Source organism: Streptosporangium sp. NPDC000509, from assembly GCF_042898365.1.
In the GTDB taxonomy this organism is placed as follows: Bacteria; Actinomycetota; Actinomycetes; order Streptosporangiales; family Streptosporangiaceae; genus Streptosporangium.
Map to the genome: position 1 here is coordinate 177644 of NZ_JBIAYX010000005.1, position 18731 is coordinate 196374.

Consider the following 18731-nt stretch of genomic DNA (forward strand, 5'->3'; position numbering starts at 1 on the left):
CAAACGATGATCCGTAACCTACCGCATCCGATCGATCACACTAAGAAGACATTCCGGGACGGCAACAGTGACGCCACGTCATACGTTCACCCGATAAATGTCATGACAAGCTCATGACGTGGTCGCACTGCCCGATGAGCGCGGCGGCTGGTGAGATCGACGCATGTCCTCGACACCGGTTATCGACGTTGAACGTCTGAATCTCGCCTACGGCGACTTCCACGCCGTGAAGGACCTCTCCTTCCAGGTACGGCAGGGAGAGCTCTACGCGCTGCTCGGCACGAACGGGGCGGGGAAGACCTCGACCCTGGAGACCGTCGAAGGCCACCGCAGGGCCACCTCGGGCACCGTGCGGGTCTTCGGGCAGAGCCCGAACGACAGGAACGCCGTACGGCCCAGGATGGGCATCATGCTGCAGGAAAGCGGCTTTTCCCCGGACCTGACGGTGAGGGAATCGGTCCGGCTGATCGGGAAGCTCACCCGGCGTACGGACACGGTCGACCGCGTCCTCGGCGTCGTGAACCTCACCCGCAAGGCCGACACCAAGGTGGCCCAGCTCTCCGGCGGCGAGAAGCGACGCCTGGACTTCGCCACCGCCGTGTACGGAACGCCTGAGCTGATCTTCCTGGACGAGCCCACCACCGGCCTGGACATCCAGTCCAGGGACGACCTGTGGAAGACCGTCGGCCGGCTGCGCGAAGACGGCGCCACCATCGTTCTCACCACGCACTACCTGGAAGAGGCGCAGCAGTACGCGGACCGCATCGGCCTCATGCACCGGGGCACCCTTCAGCGGGAGGGGACCGTCTCCGAACTGACGCGTACCCTCCCCTCCACCATCCGCTTCTCCCTGCCGGGCACCCTCCCCGAGGCGCCGCTCCCGCTGCAGGCCGCCCGCGACGCCGAAGGCACGTTCCTGATCGAGACCTTCGGCCTGCAGAAGGACCTGCACACCCTGCTCCGCTGGGCGCAGGACCATTCGGTGGAACTGCGGGACCTCCAGGCCGGATCGACCCGGCTCGACGACGTCTTCCGCGCCCTCGGCAGCGAGTAGACCTCCGTCCCCTCAAGCGCGTGGACACCCGAACCCTTCAGTAGACCCCGAACCCTCATCAGACCCCTCGAAGGAAAGAAGCTTCGCCATGCTCTCGATCGCTCTCAGCGAGCTGATCCAGATCTTCAGGAACCGTCTGGTCCTGGTCACCAGTCTCATCATGCCCGTGGTGATCAGCGGGTTCTTCGTCTACCAGCACGAGGTCTTCACGGCCATCGGCAGCCTCGGATACATCGCGGCGATCACGATGTTCACCGTGGGGGCGTTCGGGCTTTACACCACCACGGTGACGACCCTCGCCTCGCGTCGGCAGAACCTCTTCCTCAAGCGGCTCCGTTCCACCGCGGCGAGCGACGGCGACATCATCTCCGGGCTGATCCTCCCGGTCACCGTCATCGCGCTCGTCCAGGTGGCCGTGATCATGACCGCGTTGGCCGCCGTCACAGGCCGGCCGGACAACGTCCTCCTCCTGGTGGCGGCCGTCCTCTCGATGCTGGTCATGATGCTCGGCCTGGGACTGGCCACGGCGGGAGTGACGAACTCCCCGGAACACGCCCAGGTGACCACGCTGCCCGTCAGCCTCGGCGCCATCGCCGTGGCCAGCTGGGTGGGAATCACCGGCACCGAGGAACTCGCCATGCTCAAACGGCTGCTCCCCGGCGGCTCGGCCACCGAACTCGCCGTCAACGCCTGGAACGGCGGCGTCCCCTTCACCGACTCCCTGATCCTCCTCGCGCCCACCCTGGGCTGGGTGATCGTCGCCATCGCGCTCGCCTCCCGGATCTTCCGCTGGGAGCCGCGCCGATGACGTCCCTCGGCGTCGCCGACCGTACGAGAGTGCCTCGTGTGCTCCCGCCGCGGCGGGACGTGAGGGGCTGTCGTGACGTTTCCGCAGGTCAATCCATTTAATCCATGAAACGGTGTCACCGGTGGTGCCCCGGAGCGAGAGGAATGCCGGGACGGACTCCGCTGTTCGACCCTGGAGAGCCGTTCTTGCGGGACCACCGCGCGATGCCACCGGCTGTGGACACGGCCGACGCGTACGACCTGCGGTTGTGTACGACCCGCGGCCCAGCGGCCCGACCGCGAGGACCGACCGTCCGGTGACCAGGTGAGGATCAGTGAGCCCGACACACGCGGTGTCCCAGGACACCGAGCCCACGCGTGGGCGGCTGCGCAGGCTCAACCTCACCCTGTTCCTCCCGATGCTCATCGGCGTCGGGGTCCTGACGGTGGTGAAGGACGCCCAGACCTGGGGGGAGGCCCTCGTCCTGAGCGCGGGCGTGGTGGCGGCCCTGGTGGTCTTCGTACGGTGGGCGGCGGGCGACGTCCTGCGCGTCGCGATCCCCGGCCTGATCGTCACCGCGGCCGTGTGGCCCTTCTCCGTGTTCGTGGTCGGCGGCGGCATGGCGTTCTACGGCATCTCGATCGTGGCCTCCCACGTCATCCCCCAGCTACCGCGCCACCGGATCGCGGCGGCCCTGGGAGTGGTCGCCTACGTCGCCGCGGTGGGGGCGACAAGGCTGCTGATCACCCAGGAGGTCGACTCCTCCGCTCTGATCGAGTACGTCGTCTTTCCCACGGGCGGCACGGCCGCACTCATCGGCCTCATGTTTCCCAACAAGCGGTTCTACGGCCTCGTCGAGGAACTGGAGGAGGCACGAGAGCGCGAAGCGGAGCTGGCCGTCATCCGCGAACGCGTCCGGTTCGCCAGCGACCTGCACGACATCCAGGGCCACACCCTGCACGTGGTGAAGCTCAAGATCGCGCTGGCGCAGAGACTCGTCCGCAGCGACGCCGAACGGGCCGAGCAGGAGCTACGCGAGGTGCACGCCCTGGTCAGCGACACCATCAACCAGACCAAGGAGCTCGCCTACGCCCAGCGGCGGCTCAACCTCTCCGCGGAGCTGGAGAACGCGAAGAACCTCTTCGAGGCCGCGGGCATCCACGTACGCGTCGACCGCGAGGCCGAGGTCGACGCCCGCGCGGGCGAACTGCTCGGCCTGGTCCTGCGGGAGACGACGACCAACATCCTGCGGCACGCGCAGGCCAGGCAGGTGCGCGTCACCCTCTCGGAGTCGGGCATCGTCATCGTGAACGACGGCGTGCCGGACGCCCCGCTTCCCCCGCTCCGAGGGCTCGCCACCCTCAGGGAACGGGTGGCGACCAGCGGGGGCGAGCTGACGGTGGAGCAGCAGGACGGACGTTTCCTCACGGCCGCGACATTCCTCCACGGCCTTTCGAACGCCACTCCCTGACCTGTGGAAGGAGAATCGACCATGACCACCGTGGTGCTCGCCGACGACGAGGCCCTCCTCCGCAAGGCGCTGGCCGCGTTGCTCCCCCTCGAAGGCGACATCACCGTACTCGCCGAAGCGGAGGACGGGGAGACAGCCGTCCAGGCCACCCTGCGACACCGGCCCGACGTGCTCGTCATCGACCTGGAGATGCCCGGCGTGGACGGACTCGGCGCCGTCGCGGAGATCCGCCGTACCCGGCCCGAGCAGGTGATTCTCATGCTCACCCGCCACGCCAGACCCGGCGTGCTGCGCAGGGCGCTCAGGCTCGGCGTTCAGGGCTTCGTCAGCAAGTCCGCCGAACCGGCACACATCGTCTCGGTCATCACCACCCTGCACGAGGGCAGACGATGGATCGACCCGGACGTCTCCGCCCTCGCCGTGATCGACGACTGCCCGCTCACCGACCGCGAGCTCGACGTCCTGCGCGCGACCGGCGAAGGCTACTCGGTCGCCGACATCGCCACCCGGCTCCACCTGGCCGAGGGCACGGTCCGCAACTACCTCTCGAACGCGATGCAGAAGACCCAGACCCGCACCCGCCACGAAGCGGCCAGATACGCCCGCGAACACGACTGGCTGTAACCGTCCGAGGCGGATCCTCGCCTCGCCGATCTCCGCTCGCGACCCCTCGTCAGGGCGATGAGGGCCGGTTCTTATTGGTCAGGGTCGGCGATCGGCACCCCTCACGGGAGCGATGAGGGCTTCCAAGGCTGAGCGGGCAGCCTTGCCGGTCTTGGAACACCGGCGGGGTCGGGGCTGAGAGTGAGCTCGAACCTGGTCGAGCAGGCCGCTCGACGTACGAAACCGGCCGCGGGATTGTGGCCGGGGTGTCAGGCGGCCGCGCGTTCGCCGACGGGGCGGCGGCGCAGGACCGCGGTCTGCAGGGCGGGCGGCAGGTAGTCCTGGTCGAGGGCGCCGACGTCGGTGCCGGGCGGGACGATCTCGTCGATCCGATCCAGGACGTCGTCGCCGAGCCGGACGTCGATGCCGGCGAGGAGGTCGTCAAGGTGGGCCATCGTGCGGGCTCCGGCGAGGGCGCTGGTGACACCCGGGTGGGCGATGGTGAATGCCATGGCGAGGTGGGTCAGGGGCATGCCCGCTTCCTCGGCGACAGGGATGAGTCGTTCGACGACGTCGATGCGGCGCTCGTCGTTGAGGTGCCTGAAGAAGCCCGCGCGGCTCAGGTCGTTCTCCCCGTTCTTGCGCACGCGGCCGGTGAGCATGCCCTGACCGAGCGGACCCCAGACCATGACGCCCATGCCGTAGCTCTGCGCGACGGGCAGGACCTCGCGCTCGATGCCGCGGTTGAGCAGGGAGTAGGGCGGCTGCTCGGTCCGGAATCGCTCCAGGTTCCGGCGCTCGGCGACCCACTGCGCCTCGACGATGTCGGAGGCCGGGGTGGTGGAGGAGCCGATCGCGCGGATCTTGCCGCTGCGGATCAGGTCGGTGAGTGCGGAGAGGGTCTCCTCGACATCGGTCGTGGGGTCGAGGCGGTGGATCTGGTAGACGTCGATGTAGTCCGTCCGCAGCCGTCGCAGCGAGTTCTCGACGGCGGTCGTGATCCAGCGCCGGGAGGTGCCCCGGTGGTTGGGGTCCTCGCCCATCGGATTGCCGAACTTGGTCGCGAGGACGACGCTGTCACGGCGTCCCTTGAGGGCCCTGCCCACCACTTCCTCCGAGTCGCCGTAGGCGTCGGCGGTGTCGATGAAGTTGATGCCGGCGTCCAGAGCCTTGTGAATGATGCGTGCTGACTCCTCGGGCTCGTTGCCCATGCGCGTGGCGTACATGAGGGTGCCCAGCGCGTAGGGGCTGACCTTGATGCCGGTGCGCCCCAGGGGACGGTACTGCATGGGGTTTCTCCTCGGGGTGTGGTGGAGCGTCCGCGGGGTGCTCTACGCTCCATCTAAGCGGAAAAGCTTTCCGGAACTATACGGAAAGCTTTTCCGGTTACGCAACCGGAGGGATCTCATGACCAAGAAGACAGGGCCGTCCCGCCGCATGCGCGCGGACGCGCAGCGCAACGTCGACGCCCTGATCGAGGCGGCGAAGACGGTCTTCGACACGACCGGTGTCGACGCACCCGCGAAAGAGATCACCGACCTGGCCGGGCTCGGCGTCGGAACCCTCTACCGGCACTTCCCGCTGCGCTCGGACCTGGTCAAAGCGGTCGTGGAAAGCGGGATCGACGCCGTCGCCGCGGCAGGACCCGAGCTCAGCGCCGCCCACGAGCCCGCGGAAGCGCTCGCCCGGTGGCTGCGCCGGTACGCCGAACTCCTGGGGACCAAACGAGGACTGGCCCCCGCCCTCCACTCCGGCGACCCGGCCTACGAGACCCTCTCCGGCTACTTCATCGACAAGACAGGCCCCGTTCTCGCGGCACTGCTCGATGCCGCCGTGGCCGACGGATCAGTGCGCGACGACGTCAGCGCCCGGGACCTCCTGTACGCCGTCGCCAACCTGTGCATGCCCGTACCCGGCGAAGGCCACGACCATAGCCGGCGCATGGTCGCGCTGCTCATCGACGGGCTGCGCACCCCACACCGGCGTGTTTCCTCCGACTCGTCGCACTGACCGGACGGGGGTTGTAAGAAACTTGGTCGCCGTTTGTCCGGCCTGGGAGTGATGTAGTGGGGCGCAGCCTCAAGCGGAGTGGGCTGGGCTCAGGTATACCGCTGGGCGGTCGAGCAGGCGATCGCCCGCTGCGCTGGTTTCGCCGTCTACGTATCCGTTGAGAGGGAGGCACGCGATGATATTCACAAGGTCTTCATGACCCTCGCGATTGGCTGTCGGCGACGCCTTACCTTCTGTTGGGACCCCTGAGCGGGCTGCCTCTCACAGCACGATGTGATCCACCCGCACGGCCCGGTCGCCGGGGATGACGATCGGATCCGCGACCTCGACGACACGTTTCTTTGAGTACATCAGCCGAGTGATCGCGAAGACCGGCACTCCAGCCGCGATCCTGAGCAACTCGGTCTCCTCCGGTGTCGGCATACGCGTCGCGGTCTCTTCGGTGATCTTGTCGACCTCGATCCCGAGAGTCCGCAGCTGACCGATGTTGCCGCCCGGCCACGGCTCATTCTGCGGGTTGGCGACCGGCGTGCCCTCCGCATCAGCGGCCAACAGGCACGAGCGCGCCATCTGGCTCGGATTGCCCGAGGCGTAGAAGACGAACCGGCGCTCAAGGACCCGGGTTCCGGTCGGGACTCCGAACAGGCTGGCCAGGCGCTCGTCGGCTCCGATCATCCGGTAAGCCTTGTCGAGACGGTACTGCGACCAGGTGATCCCGACATCATGTGTGAAACTCGTCTGCGGACTGTCCTGCGGCCCCGCATCGACCAGGTATCGGTCCATGCAGATGCGGCGTACGGGCAGACGCTCCCGGACGTACGTTCCGGAGCCCTGCCTCGATTCGACCAAGCCCTCGTTGCGAAGGATCTCCAACGCCCGCCGGATGAGGATGTCGGAGACCCCGTGCTCTTCGGCAAGTAGCCGTTGCGTCGGCAGCTTCGCTCCTGGGGCGAGCTCGCCCGACGAGATCAGTTCTCGCAGGTGATCGGCAATACGGAGATAGGCATGTGGCCTTTCGGTCACGTCTACCTCCTGGATTTCAGTTTGGCTTGACAGGAGCGTACACGGTCGGGCAAGTTCGTATACGAACTCGATTGGCCAGTATACAGCGTCGCCTTTGAGTGCTCATGTCTGCTTTCGTCCCTCATGATCAGGAAGGTTCTCCGGGCCAGTGAACGTTTCCAGCGCTCCGGTTCTCGACCGGGCCATGCCGAGTGGATGCGGCTGTTTCGCGGAGGTCGCACCGTTGCCGATGGGGTGTGCCGTCTGCGGGCACGCGCCGTACGCGCACGGTTGTCCCGGTCAACCCGCTGATCACGAGTACGCGCAGCCGTCCGGTGAGCTGATGGCGGTGCGCCTGGAAGCCCGTCGCCTAGGTCTTCCTATGCCGGTCTCCAAGTCGGCAGCCGACGAGGCCCCCGTCGAGGTGATTCCTCTGGTGCCCGTGCAGCGTGGCCCCGGCCGGTCCGAGACCGACGCGGTTGTACCCACCGGGCGCACACCGCTTCCCCGGCGAGTGCATCGATCTCGGGGGACAGGTCCCGCAGCCATGCCGCCCCGGCGTGGAGGCACTCGATGCCCGGTCGGTAGAGGACGTCCGGCCACCCGGCGTTCTTGCCTGAGGACCGCTCCACCCAGGCCGCCGTACGGCGGCGCATGTCAGACCCCTCCTGCCCATATAAGCCGGACCCGCCCGGCGCTCGCGACGTCCGGGCGGGTCCTTGATCGGATGGAGGTCCGATCCATGGACGATGGTAAGTCAACGACTCCTGAGCCGGTGATTTCCGGTTGGCGGGTCATTCTCAGTGACAAGGGGCGGTTGTGGGCGTCTCGTGTCGTTCCGTTCACCGACGCGGAGTTCGATGCCGGGGCGGCGCGTACGGTCGACGCCGACACTCTCGACGAGTTGCGGGAGGAGGTCGAGCGGCAGGAGAGTGCCGCTCGGCAGGTGAGCGGGCAGGCGGTCTCGTGATCCGGCGCAGGCCCGCGTCCGCCGGAGGGCGGCACCGTGACGGTATGGCCCCCGCGCCCGTTCCCCGTCGTACGTGGGATCACCGTGCCCGTGGTGAGGCGGAGCGGCTGGATCGCGAGTGGAAGGACTGGACGGTCTTCTACGGCACGCACTCGCGGTTGTTCTACGCGATCGCGGCCTGGCCGGTGCCCGGCCCGGTGATCCTCCAGGGGGCCACGGTTGATGATCTCGAAGCCCAGATGTACGGGATCGTGATGGCTCTGGCGGTCCGGCCCGTGGTGGAGGGCTCTGGTACGTCTCCCGGACGGGCGCGGCGGCGGTCTCGTGATCGTCGTGCCGATGACTCCCGCGAGCGCGAGCGGTGGTGCGAACCTTCCGGGATCGCTCGCGGGGCCGGGGGCGACCGGGACTCATGACCCCGGTCGCCGTGGCGGTGCCCTTGTCAGGGGTGGCGAGGGCACCGCTGCCGGTCGTTCCCGGCAAGAGCAGTGCTCCGGAGGAGATCCGGCGATCGGCCCGACATGGGGGCGCCGCTTTCCAAGGGCGGTGCCCTGCCCCCGGCGAGGGCACCACCACGGGACGGCCCGGTGGACGCGGGACGAGGCGTTCACCGGACCCTCGTCAGCCGGGCAGGCCGAGCTTGCCGGTGAGGGCCTCCAGCAGTTCGATCTGATCGTCCGGGGAGACGGGCTTGAGGTTGAGGGTGAGGTGCATCTCGTCCGCGCCGGCTTTCGCGGCGCGTTCGAGGTCGTTCAGCGTGGCGTCCGTGAGCGTGGCGGGGGTGATCGGGGTGTCGGGGTAGGCCTGGATCGTGTTCACCACGACCGTGCCGGTGCCGCCCGCCTCCCGGTACCACTGGATCTTGGTCCGGGTCTCCTCCCAGTCCAGGGCCACGACGATGAAGCCGTCACCGACGCGCGCCGCCCGTTCGATGGTGTGCCGGGTGAGCGCGCCGATGAACAGCGGGATGGTGCCCCTGAACGGTTTCGGCCCGACCAGGGACGACGGGATGCGGTAGTACCGGCCGTGATGCGCGACGGGATCCGGACCCCAGCAGGCCCGCATCGCGGCGATGTGCTCGACGAACCCGGCGCCCCTGCGCGAGGCCGACACTCCCGCCGCGACGAACTCCTCGGGGATGTAGTACGGCGGTTCCATCGTGCCGCCCCCCTGGCCGATACCGGCGTCGAGGCGGCCACCGGACAGTCGGTCGAGGGTGGCCAGCCTGCGGGCGAGGATGACGGGCGACTGGAAGATCGAGTTGACGATTCCGGTGCTCACCCGGATCCGCTCCGTGTGGGCGGCGGCCCAGGTCAGGATCTCCAGTGAGTCCCAGACATGGGACTCGGGCAGGCCGGCGTCGTTGGTCCAGTCCGGCGCGGCGGGCATGAGCAGCCGTTCGCTGACGGACACGGCGTGGAATCCGAGCCGCTCCGTCGCCCGTGCCACGGCGACGACGGCGTCCGGGCCCGCGTACGGTCCGAAGTGCGGCAGGCTGACGCCGATACGAGGAAGGTTCATCTCGTTCTCCGATGCTCGTTGAGGTGTGTCCTTTCGATGGGTAGTCGGAGCGGGCATGAGATTTTTGCGCTCTTCCCGGGAGGGATGTCGAAATCTCCGTGTGGATTCGGCCGGGCGGCGGCGGGGGTGCCGTCCTGCCTGGTGAAGCGGGTGACCCGACCGGTCAGGATCGGAGAAGCGCCCACCCCCGAGCCGCATCTAGCGTGAACGTCATGGGCATCACCATTCACGCGAGCTTCCTCCCGCATGACGACCCGGACGCCTCCCTGGCCTTCTACCGCGACATCCTCGGCTTCGAGGTCCGCAACGACGCCGGATACGCCGGGATGCGCTGGATCACGGTCGGTCCTCCAGGGCAGCCGGACACCTCCATCGTGCTGCAACCGCCGGTCGCCGACCCCGGAGTCACCGACGACGAGCGCCGCACCATCGTCGAGATGATGGCGAAGGGCACCTACGCCGGTATTGTCCTCTCCACCGACGATCTCGATAGTATTTTCGAACGGCTGCGTGCCGGTGGCGCCGAGATCAGTCAGGAGCCGACCGAGCAGCCGTACGGCGTTCGAGACTGCGCCGTCCGCGATCCCGCGGGCAACCTGATCCGTATCCAGGAGCTGCGCTGATCCCTCCGGCGATCGCAGCCAAGAACTCGCACAGCCGCCCCCGCAGACAGTTGGAGAGCCGATGAGCATGACCGAGAGGTCGTCCGAGCCACACGCCGCCGACAGCCACGATCTGATCCGCGTGCTCGGCGCGCGGGTGAACAACCTCAAGGACGTGAGCGTCGAGATCCCGAAGCGACGGCTCACGGTGTTCACCGGTGTCTCCGGCTCGGGCAAGAGCTCTCTGGTCTTCGGTACGATCGCCGCCGAGTCGCAGCGGATGATCAACGAGACCTACAGCGCCTTCGTGCAGGGCTTCATGCCGACGCAGGCGCGGCCCGAGGTCGATGTCCTCGAAGGGCTGACGACCGCGATCATCGTGGACCAGCAGCGGCTGGGCGCCGATCCCCGCTCCACGGTCGGCACCGCCACCGACGCGAACGCGATGCTGCGCATCCTCTTCAGCCGGCTCGGGCAGCCGCACATCGGCTCGCCGCAGGCGTTCTCCTTCAACATCGCCACGGTCCGGGCGAGCGGTGCGATCACGGTCGAGCGCGGTGCCCGTAAGACCGAGAAGGCGACCTTCACCCGTATCGGCGGCATGTGCGTGCGCTGCGAGGGCCGGGGCGCGGTCTCCGACATCGACCTCACCCAGCTCTACGACGACTCCAAGTCGCTCGCCGAGGGCGCGTTCACCATCCCCGGCTGGAAGTCGGACAGCTTCTGGACCGTACGGGTCTACGCCGAGTCGGGGTTCGTCGACCCGGACAAGCCGATCCGCGACTACACCAAGAAGGAGTTGCACGACTTCCTCTACGGGGAGCCGGTCAAGGTGAAGGTCGACGGCGTCAACCTCACCTACGAGGGGTTGATCCCGAAGATCCAGAAGTCGTTCCTGTCCAAGGACCGGGAGGGGATGCAGCCGCACATCCGGGCGTTCGTGGACCGGGCGGTCACCTTCACCACCTGCCCCGAGTGCGACGGCACCCGGCTCAGCGAGGCGGCGAGGTCCTCGCGCATCGGCGGGGTCAGCATCGCCGACGCGTGCGCGATGCAGATCAGCGACCTGGCCGGATGGGTACGCGGCCTGGACGAGCCCTCGGTGGCTCCGCTGCTCGGCACGCTGGCGCACACCCTCGACTCGTTCGTGGAGATCGGGCTGGGCTACCTCTCGCTCGACCGGCCCGCGGGCACGCTGTCGGGCGGCGAGGCGCAGCGCGTGAAGATGATCCGTCACCTCGGCTCCTCGCTCACCGACGTCACCTACGTCTTCGACGAGCCCACCATCGGCCTGCACCCCCACGACATCCAGCGGATGAACAACCTGCTGCTGCGGCTGCGGGACAAGGGCAACACGGTCCTCGTCGTGGAGCACAAGCCGGAGACGATCGTGATCGCCGACCACGTCGTCGACCTCGGCCCCGGAGCCGGTACGGCGGGCGGCACCGTCTGCTTCGAGGGCACCGTCGAGGGGCTGCGTTCCGGCGGCACGATCACCGGCCGCCACTTCGACGACCGGTCCACGCTCAAGGAGACGGTGCGGACGCCCAAGGGCACGCTGGAGATCCGCGGCGCCGACCGCCACAACCTCCAGAACGTCGACGTCGACATCCCGCTCGGGGTGCTCGTCGTCGTCACCGGCGTCGCGGGGTCCGGCAAGAGCTCGCTCATCCACGGGTCGATCCCCCGGGGCGCGGGGGTGGTCTCGGTCGACCAGAGCGCGATCCGCGGCTCGCGGCGCAGCAACCCGGCGACGTACACCGGCCTGCTCGACCCGATCCGCAAGGCGTTCGCGAAGGCGAACGGCGTGAAGCCGGCGTTGTTCAGCGCGAACTCCGAGGGCGCCTGCCCCGAGTGCAACGGCGCGGGCGTCATCTACACCGACCTGGCGATGATGGCGGGCGTCGCCACCGTCTGCGAGGAGTGCGAGGGGAAGCGGTTCCAGGCGTCGGTGCTGGAATACCGCTTCGGCGGTCGCGACATCAGCGAGGTGCTCGCGATGTCGGTGGTCGAGGCCGAGGAGTTCTTCGGCGCGGGCGAGGCGCGCACCCCGGCCGCGCACGCCATCCTCGGCAGGCTCGCCGACGTCGGGCTCGGCTACCTCAGCCTCGGTCAGCCGCTCACCACGCTGTCCGGCGGCGAGCGGCAGCGGCTCAAGCTCGCCACCCACATGGCCGAGAAGGGCGGTGTCTACGTCCTCGACGAGCCGACCACCGGCCTGCACCTCGCCGACGTCGAGCAGCTGCTCGGCCTGCTGGACCGGCTCGTCGACTCCGGCAAGTCGGTCATCGTCATCGAGCACCACCAGGCGGTGATGGCGCACGCCGACTGGATCATCGACCTCGGTCCGGGTGCCGGCCACGACGGCGGCCGGATCGTCTTCGAGGGCACCCCCGCCGAGCTCGTCGCCGCCCGCTCCACCCTCACCGGCGAACACCTCGCGGCCTACGTCGGCACCTGATCGGGGAGAGGGGCGTTCCTGATCCGCCGGCAGCGTTCGCGGTGTCGTCACATGGTCACTTCGCCGATATTCGCGGTTTCCGCAAATGATTGCCGGAGGCTTCGTCGGTTGGAAAGGGTGAAGCCCGTGTCAGGTCGATCTGGGGTGTCGCACTCCACCCAGTGTGATACCGGCTGGTGCTGAAAGAGCGAGCGGTTCGGATGGTGCGGGAAGCCGCCGGGTAGTCCGGAGAGTTGTTCGGCGTTCATCACCCGCGTTGCCTGGTAGCCGGGCAACGGATGGAAAAGGCCGGGCGTCCCATGGGACGCCCGGCCCGCCGCCGGCCCTCTCTCACGAGGCCGGTCACTCAGAGCTCGCAGTTTTCCTCGATCTCGCCGATGCAGGTGTCGGTGTCGGCGCCGCCGTCGGTCGTGTCGTTGCCGCCACGGCCGTTCAGGAAGTCGTCGCCGGTGCCGCCGACGAGGACGTCGCGGCCGCTGCCGCCCCAGAGGGTGTCGTGGCCGGCCGAGCCGAAGATCTCGGTGAACCGGTTGACGGTGTCGTTGTTGACGATGTCGTCGCCCTGGCGCATGTTGACCACGATCGTGTTGGCGTTCTTGCAGCTGACCCCGCCGGAGATCGGCTGGCAGTCGCTGTCGCTGGAGGTGACGCCCGCCCCGGTCACCTTGATGGCGCCCCCGGTGCCCTCGGCCAGGGTGATCAGGTCGGATTCGGTCGTGCCGGTGACCGACATGCTGCCGAGGCTCACGGTCACGGTGATCGGCGAGGCCGCCTGGGCGGGAGCGGACAGGGACGCCATGCCGGCGAAACCGGCGATGGTGAGGGTGAGGGCGGCGATGTGACGACGCATTTCATTTGGTCCTTCGATTCGGTGATCCCGGCCCCCGTCGGGCCGATGACCTAAGGAAAGCGCCTCGCCTCTCTCTGGTCTGTGTAGAAATGCGCGCCCGGTACCGGCAAAAATACCTACAGGGCGGAAGCGGAGCAATTCCCGTATGACGAGAGGACTGCCGGTCGTCGATCTGTTGTCGATGGTTCGGAGTGCGCGACAAACAAGCGATTAGAAAGTACTTATAAATCATCTAAACGCGCAAGATCTACATAAGGCATAAATGGGGCATGCGGTGGACGGGTTCGGAAAAGATGAAGATCTGTCCCGTGTGTGAATGATCACTTCAGGTGACCGCTGTCCGTCATCGAAGGCCGGGTGGCCTGGGCGTTTCCCGGTCCTTCGGGGTTCGAGCCGGTCGGGTCTCGCGGGTCAGGTGCCCGCGGTCACCGCTCTGAGTCCTTCGAACGACTCCTTGACGAACCGGGAGAGGTCCCCCTGACCGGACTGCTCGACCCAGAGGCGGGTCGCGATCTTGAAGACGGCGATGCCCGCCTCCGCGGCGAGGTTCGCGCAGGCGTCCTCGACTCCGCGTTGCCGCAGCGCGTCGGCGAGTGTGGCCGACAGTGAGGCGAGTTTGATCAGCTCGCGTTCCTGCAGCTCGACGCTGGCGGCGATGACGGTCTGGCGCCGGAGGGTGTACTCCCGGCGTTCCTGGAGCACGGCCGCGGTGGCTTCGATGGCCGCCGCCACGGCTTCTATCGGGGTGGCGGACTTGGGGGCCTGGGTGACCGCGTCCGCGAAAAGTTGCTGCAGCAGGCTCGGACATGAGAACAGCACTTCGCGCTTGTCCGCGTAGTGGCGGAAGAACGTCCGCTCGGTCAGCCCCGCCCGCTGGGCGATCTCCGCGACCGAGGTGCGTTCGAAGCCGTGTTCAAGGTAGAGATCCAGCGCCGCCTGTTCGAGCCGAGATCGTGCGTTCGGCTCCCATCTCCCCATGCCGGGCAGTGTACCCGATGGCAGTGGCTGACATCGGTCGGCGTCGCGTGATGACAGTCGCTGACATTATTCGCCGCCATGTGATGACAGCGACTGACATCGGTTGCTACGGTGTGATGACAGCGACTGACATTACCCGGTCGTCCGACGCGCCTTCTCCGCGCGAGGGCGACCGACTGGGCTGGAGGCATGACTCATGCGCGTTTTCGTCACCGGAGCATCCGGATGGATCGGCTCCGCACTCGTCCCCGAACTCATCGACGCGGGTCACGGGGTCGTGGGGCTCGCCCGTTCCGACGCCTCGGCCGCGGCCCTCACCAGGGCCGGGGCCGAGGTGGTCCGCGGCACGCTCGACGACCTCGACGTCCTGCGCGACGAGGCCGCCGCCTCGGACGGGGTGATCCACCTCGCGTTCAAGCACGAGATCGCCTTCACGGGAGACTTCCAGGGCGCCGCCGACGCGGACCGCCGCGTCGTCGAGACGTTCGGGGAGGCGCTCGCCGGGTCCGCCCGGCCGTTCGTGCTCGCCTCCGGGGTGCTCGGGCTCACCCCGGGCCGTACGAGCACGGAAGAGGACGGGCTCACTCCTGAGGCGTTGCCCGCGGACCTGGACAGCGGCCCGCGGACCCGGTTGAGCACCGCGCACGTCACCCTCGCCCTCGCCGACCGGAACATCCGCTCGTCCGTCGTGCGACTTCCGCCGACCGTGCACGGCGAGGGCGACAACGGGTTCGTGCCGGCCCTGGTCGGCATCGCCCGCGACAAGGGCTTCTCCGGCTACGTCGGCGACGGCTCCCAGCGCTGGCCGGCCACGCACCGCGTCGACGCCGCGAAGCTGTTCCAGCTCGCCCTGGAGGGCGCGCCGCCCGGATCGGTCCTGCACGCGGTCGCCGAACAGGGCGTGCCGATCCGCTCGATCGCCGAGGTCGTCGGCCGCCACCTCGACCTGCCGACCCGCTCCGTCCCCGTCGACGACGCGGCCGGACACTTCGGCTGGCTGTCGTGGTTCCTCGCCACCGACAACCCCGCCTCCGGCGAACTCACCCGCGAACTGCTGGGATGGCAGCCGACCCAGCCGGGCCTGATCGAGGACCTGGAGAAGGGGCACTACTTCAGGACCGGCGGGCCCGCGTAGCCTCGGCCCTCCCGGTCAGGGCCGACGAACCGGCCGGCCTCAGCTCTCCCGTTCAGGGCCGACCGGTCCGTTTGCCTCAGCTCTCCGGATCGCTCACCGAGATCGCGCCCGAGGGGCACAACTGCACGGCCCGGCGGACGGCGGCGTGCAACTCGGGCGGGGGCGTCTCGTCGAGGAGCACGACGGTGCCCTCGTCCTCGCTCTGGTCGAAGACCTCGGGCGCGGTGAGCACGCACATGCCCGCTCCGATGCACCGCGCCACGTCCGTGGTGACCTTCATCTCGCCTCCTACCATCTGACCGGCAGCTCCCGTACACCGTAGATGGACATCTTCTCGCGCATGGGGACCTCCTCCGCCGGTACGGCGAGGCGCAGGCCGGGGAAGCGGTCGAACAGCATCGGGAACGCGGTGCGCATCTCCACGCGGGCGAGCTGCTGGCCGAGGCACTGGTGCAGTCCGTGGCCGAACGTGAGGTGCCCGGCCGCGGGGTTGGTGATGTCCAGGTGCTCGGGGTCGGCGAAGCGGGCGGGGTCGCGGTTGGCGGCCATGAGTGAGAGGGTCACCGGGTCTCCCGCCTTGATGAGCCGCCCCTCGACCTCGACGTCCTCCAGGGCCGCGCGGAGCGGGCCGACGTGGATGATCGTGAGATGGCGCAGCAATTCCTCGACCGTGTTGTCGATCAGCGAGGGGTCGGCGCGCAGCGCTGCGAGCTGGTCGGGGTGCTGGAGCAGGGCGAACGTGCCCAGGCCGAGCATGTTCGCCGTCGTCTCGTGTCCGGCGACGAGCAGCAGGAACCCGACGTTGCCCAGCTCCTCGTCGGTCAGCTCGCCGCCCTCGATCAGCCCGCTGAGCAGGTCGTCGGCGGGGTCGGCCCGCTTGGCTTCGATGAGCCGGGCGAAGAACGCGCTGAAGCCGGCGATCGTCGCGCGGATGTCCTCGACGGAGGACTCCAGGTTCAGCAACACCGCGGTGGATCGCTGGAACTCGTCGCGGTCGGCGTACGGGACGCCGAGCAGCTCACAGATCACCAGGGAGGGGATGGGCAGCGCGAACTCCTTCACCAGGTCCTGGGGAGGCCCGGCCTTCTCCATCGCGTCGAGCCGCTCCTCGGTGATCTCACGGATCCTCGGCTCCAGCTGCTTCATCCGCCGCACCGTGAACTGCGCGGTGAGCGGCTTGCGGTAGCGGGTGTGGTCGGGTGGGTCCATCCGGATGAACATGCCGGGGTCGGCCGGTCGGCGCATCTCCTGCATCAGCGGGAAGGGCACGGGGATGTGCAGCAGCTCGCGCCGGGAGCTGAAGCGGGGGTCGGCCAGGATCGACCGTACGGCGGAGTAGCCGGTCACGAGCCAGCCCGTCGCCCCGTCCGGGTAGACCATCGGGGTGATGGGCCCCTCCTCGCGCAGCGAGGTGAGGCGCTCGGGCGGTTCGAAGGGGCTGGGACGTCCGAAGGGGAAGGTGACGGCTTCCTGGTGGGCCTGTGCTTCCGGTTGGGACTGGGTCATCTCACGCTCCTCTGCGATGACGCGCTTCGTCCCATCCAGAAAACTACATCAAGTGCAAAGTTTCAATAGATGCAAAGTATGGTCTGATGTACTAAACTGCCCGCATGTGTGAGGTTCTGGGCTTGCGCGAACGCAAGAAACTGCGCACCCGGCACGCGCTCATCGCCGCCGCGCTGGAGCTCTTCATGGACAAGGGCTACGAGCAGACCACCGTCTCGGAGATCGCCGCGGCCGCCGACGTCTCGACGCGCACCTTCTTCAGCTACTTCGCGAGCAAGGAGGACGTGATCTTCTACAACTCGCGCGACGGCATCGAGCGCGTGCTGCGGGTGATCGCGGAGCCCCGTCCGGGAGACCGGGCGATCGACCTGCTGACCCACGCCCTCGACTCCGGTTTCTCCGCGCTCACCCTCGACGAGCAGCTCCAGGGCGAGATAGGCCTGATCAACCACCTCGTCATGACCGTCCCCTCGCTGCGGGCACGCGGCCTGCTGCTCCTCTTCGAGAGCCAGCGGGAGCTCGCCGAGGCCCTGCACCGGGCATGTCCGGAGGAGCTGAGCCTCGTCGAGGCGTCGGCGATCGTCGGCGCGGTGATCGGCGGGGGCAAGCTCGCCGCCGTCGTCAGCATGAGCAACGGCGCGTCGGCGGAGGAGATGCTGAAGGCCGGCCGCGAGGCGACCCAACTCGTCCTCTCCGCCCTCCGCACCGCCTCCGCGCAGCCGCTCTGACCACGCCTCCGTCTTCGGCCCCGACGATGATCCGTACACCTCGGACCGGCCGGTCTTCCCCGGGTTCCTTCAGGGGGAGAGGTCGGCTGTTCTCGCGGTGAGGAGCGTTCCCCGAAGGTGCCGGGGTGGGCATGAGTCCCGGCATCTTCGCTATTCGATGGCAGCCAGGTCCACGACGTACATCTCCTTGCCGACCTGATAGGCCATCAGCCGGTCGAAGCCGCCGTCGGGGATGGTCGTCACCCCCTGTTTGTCCTGCCGTACGCCCAGGTCGGCGGAGGTGCCGGTAAGCGCGTCGTGGAGGACGACGCCTTTCATGAGCGTCCCCTTGTAGAACCGCTCCAGGCCAGGATCGTCACCTACCTCGATCACGGAGGGCAGCGTCTGCTCCCGGGAGCCGTCGCGGTCGCGGGCGAAGACGCGCGGGCCGGGCCCGCCGGACGAGCTGTGGCCATAGCATCGGTTGACGCCGCACCTGACGAACTTCTCGCCGGGCCTGACGACGGCGTCGCGCCGCTCCCGCGTCTTGATATTGAACAGCTTGGCGAAGACGGCCTGTTTGCTGTGGGAGCCGACCCAGGGCCACCGCAGGAGGTGCTGTCCTTCGGTGCCCGGCACCAGGTGCGGAGTGCCGCCGCGTAGCGGTGCCGTGTACACTCCGCCGCTCTCGCGGGAGAAGACCACGTCCGAGCCCACCACTTCCAATGCCCGGATGTGACCCTTCTTCATGACGTCCTCCAGCGGGACGTCGGTCACCTTACGGGGAGTGCCGCCGCCGACGGGCACCGTCCAGATCCGCGCGACCCGCTGCTTGCCCGGCTCCTTGTACGATGCCCACCAGGCGATGTTTCCGCCGTTCACGGTGACGTTTTCGGCGATGAGCGTCGAATTCCGGTTCGGGAACTCGGCGATCCGCCGGAGCTTGCCGCTCACCAGGTCGTAGCTCCACAGGAGCCGCCTTTTCTCGGCGCCCACTCTCGTTATGACGAGCAGCGTCCGATCGTCGAGAAGCAACTGCGGATGGTAGAGCGGAGCAGCGCCTCGCCTCGCTCG

The 18731-nt window shown here is 68.3% G+C and carries 19 protein-coding genes; 11 read left to right on the top strand and 8 right to left on the bottom strand.

The annotated features are described in order from the left end of the window. Positions 1-163: 163 nt before the first annotated feature. The 4 genes from ACFY3D_RS11560 (at position 164) to ACFY3D_RS11575 (ending at position 3936) form a co-directional block, all read left to right on the top strand. Positions 164-1054, top strand: a complete 891-nt coding sequence (locus tag ACFY3D_RS11560) for an ABC transporter ATP-binding protein (protein WP_389977925.1) — start codon at positions 164-166, stop codon at positions 1052-1054. Between the two features lie 88 nt (positions 1055-1142). Further along, complete coding sequence (locus ACFY3D_RS11565; RefSeq protein ID WP_389977928.1) at positions 1143-1862, top strand: ABC transporter permease; 720 nt, start codon at positions 1143-1145, stop codon at positions 1860-1862. Positions 1863-2175: 313 nt separating this feature from the next. Beyond that, complete coding sequence (locus tag ACFY3D_RS11570; protein ID WP_389977931.1) at positions 2176-3312, top strand: sensor histidine kinase; 1137 nt, start codon at positions 2176-2178, stop codon at positions 3310-3312. 21 nt (positions 3313-3333) lie between these two features. Then, complete coding sequence (locus ACFY3D_RS11575; RefSeq protein ID WP_389977934.1) at positions 3334-3936, top strand: response regulator; 603 nt, start codon at positions 3334-3336, stop codon at positions 3934-3936. Between the two features lie 248 nt (positions 3937-4184). On the opposite strand, the gene ACFY3D_RS11580 is transcribed toward ACFY3D_RS11575, so the two are convergent. After that, on the bottom strand, positions 4185-5204 hold the full coding sequence (locus tag ACFY3D_RS11580; RefSeq protein ID WP_389977937.1) for an aldo/keto reductase: 1020 nt from the start codon (positions 5202-5204) through the stop codon (positions 4185-4187). A 118-nt stretch (positions 5205-5322) separates the two neighbouring features. Here ACFY3D_RS11580 and ACFY3D_RS11585 point away from each other — a divergent pair, with 118 nt between their 5' ends. Beyond that, complete coding sequence (locus ACFY3D_RS11585; RefSeq protein ID WP_389977939.1) at positions 5323-5925, top strand: TetR/AcrR family transcriptional regulator; 603 nt, start codon at positions 5323-5325, stop codon at positions 5923-5925. Positions 5926-6186: 261 nt separating this feature from the next. On the opposite strand, the gene ACFY3D_RS11590 is transcribed toward ACFY3D_RS11585, so the two are convergent. After that, positions 6187-6948 (bottom strand): GntR family transcriptional regulator, encoded by a 762-nt coding sequence (locus ACFY3D_RS11590; RefSeq protein WP_389977941.1) that lies wholly within the window; start codon positions 6946-6948, stop codon positions 6187-6189. Positions 6949-7669: 721 nt separating this feature from the next. Between ACFY3D_RS11590 and ACFY3D_RS11595 the strand changes: the two genes are divergently transcribed. Together ACFY3D_RS11595 and ACFY3D_RS11600 are read left to right on the top strand one after the other, a co-directional pair. Continuing rightward, positions 7670-7897 carry a hypothetical protein gene (locus ACFY3D_RS11595; RefSeq protein ID WP_362764622.1) on the top strand — a complete coding sequence of 76 codons (228 nt, stop codon included), beginning with the start codon at positions 7670-7672 and terminating at the stop codon, positions 7895-7897. A gap of 44 nt (positions 7898-7941) precedes the next feature. After that, positions 7942-8313 (top strand): hypothetical protein, encoded by a 372-nt coding sequence (locus ACFY3D_RS11600; protein WP_389977945.1) that lies wholly within the window; start codon positions 7942-7944, stop codon positions 8311-8313. A gap of 205 nt (positions 8314-8518) precedes the next feature. On the opposite strand, the gene ACFY3D_RS11605 is transcribed toward ACFY3D_RS11600, so the two are convergent. Continuing rightward, positions 8519-9418 (bottom strand): TIGR03619 family F420-dependent LLM class oxidoreductase, encoded by a 900-nt coding sequence (locus ACFY3D_RS11605; protein WP_389977948.1) that lies wholly within the window; start codon positions 9416-9418, stop codon positions 8519-8521. A 212-nt stretch (positions 9419-9630) separates the two neighbouring features. Here ACFY3D_RS11605 and ACFY3D_RS11610 point away from each other — a divergent pair, with 212 nt between their 5' ends. Continuing rightward, positions 9631-10041 carry a VOC family protein gene (locus ACFY3D_RS11610; RefSeq protein WP_389977951.1) on the top strand — a complete coding sequence of 137 codons (411 nt, stop codon included), beginning with the start codon at positions 9631-9633 and terminating at the stop codon, positions 10039-10041. Positions 10042-10102: 61 nt separating this feature from the next. After that, positions 10103-12481, top strand: a complete 2379-nt coding sequence (locus ACFY3D_RS11615; protein WP_389977954.1) for an ATP-binding cassette domain-containing protein — start codon at positions 10103-10105, stop codon at positions 12479-12481. 346 nt (positions 12482-12827) lie between these two features. On the opposite strand, the gene ACFY3D_RS11620 is transcribed toward ACFY3D_RS11615, so the two are convergent. Together ACFY3D_RS11620 and ACFY3D_RS11625 are read right to left on the bottom strand one after the other, a co-directional pair. Then, positions 12828-13331 (bottom strand): hypothetical protein, encoded by a 504-nt coding sequence (locus ACFY3D_RS11620; RefSeq protein WP_389977957.1) that lies wholly within the window; start codon positions 13329-13331, stop codon positions 12828-12830. A 411-nt stretch (positions 13332-13742) separates the two neighbouring features. Beyond that, positions 13743-14309 (bottom strand): TetR/AcrR family transcriptional regulator, encoded by a 567-nt coding sequence (locus tag ACFY3D_RS11625; RefSeq protein WP_389977960.1) that lies wholly within the window; start codon positions 14307-14309, stop codon positions 13743-13745. A 196-nt stretch (positions 14310-14505) separates the two neighbouring features. Between ACFY3D_RS11625 and ACFY3D_RS11630 the strand changes: the two genes are divergently transcribed. Then, positions 14506-15444, top strand: coding sequence for an SDR family oxidoreductase (locus ACFY3D_RS11630; RefSeq protein ID WP_389977963.1), 939 nt, complete (start codon positions 14506-14508; stop codon positions 15442-15444). A 76-nt stretch (positions 15445-15520) separates the two neighbouring features. Here the strand turns inward: ACFY3D_RS11630 and ACFY3D_RS11635 are convergent, their stop codons facing one another. Together ACFY3D_RS11635 and ACFY3D_RS11640 are read right to left on the bottom strand one after the other, a co-directional pair. After that, entirely contained in the window at positions 15521-15724 is a 204-nt protein-coding gene (locus ACFY3D_RS11635) for a ferredoxin (RefSeq protein ID WP_350941432.1), read from the bottom strand. An 8-nt stretch (positions 15725-15732) separates the two neighbouring features. Next, positions 15733-16950: a cytochrome P450 gene (locus ACFY3D_RS11640; protein ID WP_389977967.1), complete on the bottom strand. Its 1218-nt coding sequence runs from the start codon at positions 16948-16950 to the stop codon at positions 15733-15735. Between the two features lie 104 nt (positions 16951-17054). On the opposite strand from ACFY3D_RS11640, the gene ACFY3D_RS11645 reads away from it, so the two are divergent. Beyond that, on the top strand, positions 17055-17678 hold the full coding sequence (locus ACFY3D_RS11645) for a TetR/AcrR family transcriptional regulator (protein WP_389977970.1): 624 nt from the start codon (positions 17055-17057) through the stop codon (positions 17676-17678). Between the two features lie 150 nt (positions 17679-17828). On the opposite strand, the gene ACFY3D_RS11650 is transcribed toward ACFY3D_RS11645, so the two are convergent. Further along, positions 17829-18692, bottom strand: a complete 864-nt coding sequence (locus ACFY3D_RS11650) for a hypothetical protein (RefSeq protein WP_389977973.1) — start codon at positions 18690-18692, stop codon at positions 17829-17831. Between the last annotated feature and the right edge of the window lie 39 nt (positions 18693-18731).

Bases quoted from the DNA above. Each gene is read 5' to 3' on its own strand.
- ACFY3D_RS11630 (WP_389977963.1), top strand. From the start codon at position 14,506: ATGCGCGTTTTCGTCACCGGAGCATCCGGATGGATCGGCTCCGCACTC.
- ACFY3D_RS11585 (WP_389977939.1), top strand. From the start codon at position 5,323: ATGACCAAGAAGACAGGGCCGTCCCGCCGCATGCGCGCGGACGCGCAG.
- ACFY3D_RS11595 (WP_362764622.1), top strand. From the start codon at position 7,670: ATGGACGATGGTAAGTCAACGACTCCTGAGCCGGTGATTTCCGGTTGG.
- ACFY3D_RS11635 (WP_350941432.1), bottom strand. From the start codon at position 15,724: ATGAAGGTCACCACGGACGTGGCGCGGTGCATCGGAGCGGGCATGTGC.
- ACFY3D_RS11580 (WP_389977937.1), bottom strand. From the start codon at position 5,204: ATGCAGTACCGTCCCCTGGGGCGCACCGGCATCAAGGTCAGCCCCTAC.
- ACFY3D_RS11620 (WP_389977957.1), bottom strand. From the start codon at position 13,331: ATGCGTCGTCACATCGCCGCCCTCACCCTCACCATCGCCGGTTTCGCC.
- ACFY3D_RS11605 (WP_389977948.1), bottom strand. From the start codon at position 9,418: ATGAACCTTCCTCGTATCGGCGTCAGCCTGCCGCACTTCGGACCGTAC.
- ACFY3D_RS11565 (WP_389977928.1), top strand. From the start codon at position 1,143: ATGCTCTCGATCGCTCTCAGCGAGCTGATCCAGATCTTCAGGAACCGT.
- ACFY3D_RS11560 (WP_389977925.1), top strand. From the start codon at position 164: ATGTCCTCGACACCGGTTATCGACGTTGAACGTCTGAATCTCGCCTAC.
- ACFY3D_RS11615 (WP_389977954.1), top strand. From the start codon at position 10,103: ATGAGCATGACCGAGAGGTCGTCCGAGCCACACGCCGCCGACAGCCAC.
- ACFY3D_RS11625 (WP_389977960.1), bottom strand. From the start codon at position 14,309: ATGGGGAGATGGGAGCCGAACGCACGATCTCGGCTCGAACAGGCGGCG.
- ACFY3D_RS11575 (WP_389977934.1), top strand. From the start codon at position 3,334: ATGACCACCGTGGTGCTCGCCGACGACGAGGCCCTCCTCCGCAAGGCG.
- ACFY3D_RS11640 (WP_389977967.1), bottom strand. From the start codon at position 16,950: ATGACCCAGTCCCAACCGGAAGCACAGGCCCACCAGGAAGCCGTCACC.
- ACFY3D_RS11645 (WP_389977970.1), top strand. From the start codon at position 17,055: ATGTGTGAGGTTCTGGGCTTGCGCGAACGCAAGAAACTGCGCACCCGG.
- ACFY3D_RS11600 (WP_389977945.1), top strand. From the start codon at position 7,942: ATGGCCCCCGCGCCCGTTCCCCGTCGTACGTGGGATCACCGTGCCCGT.
- ACFY3D_RS11610 (WP_389977951.1), top strand. From the start codon at position 9,631: ATGGGCATCACCATTCACGCGAGCTTCCTCCCGCATGACGACCCGGAC.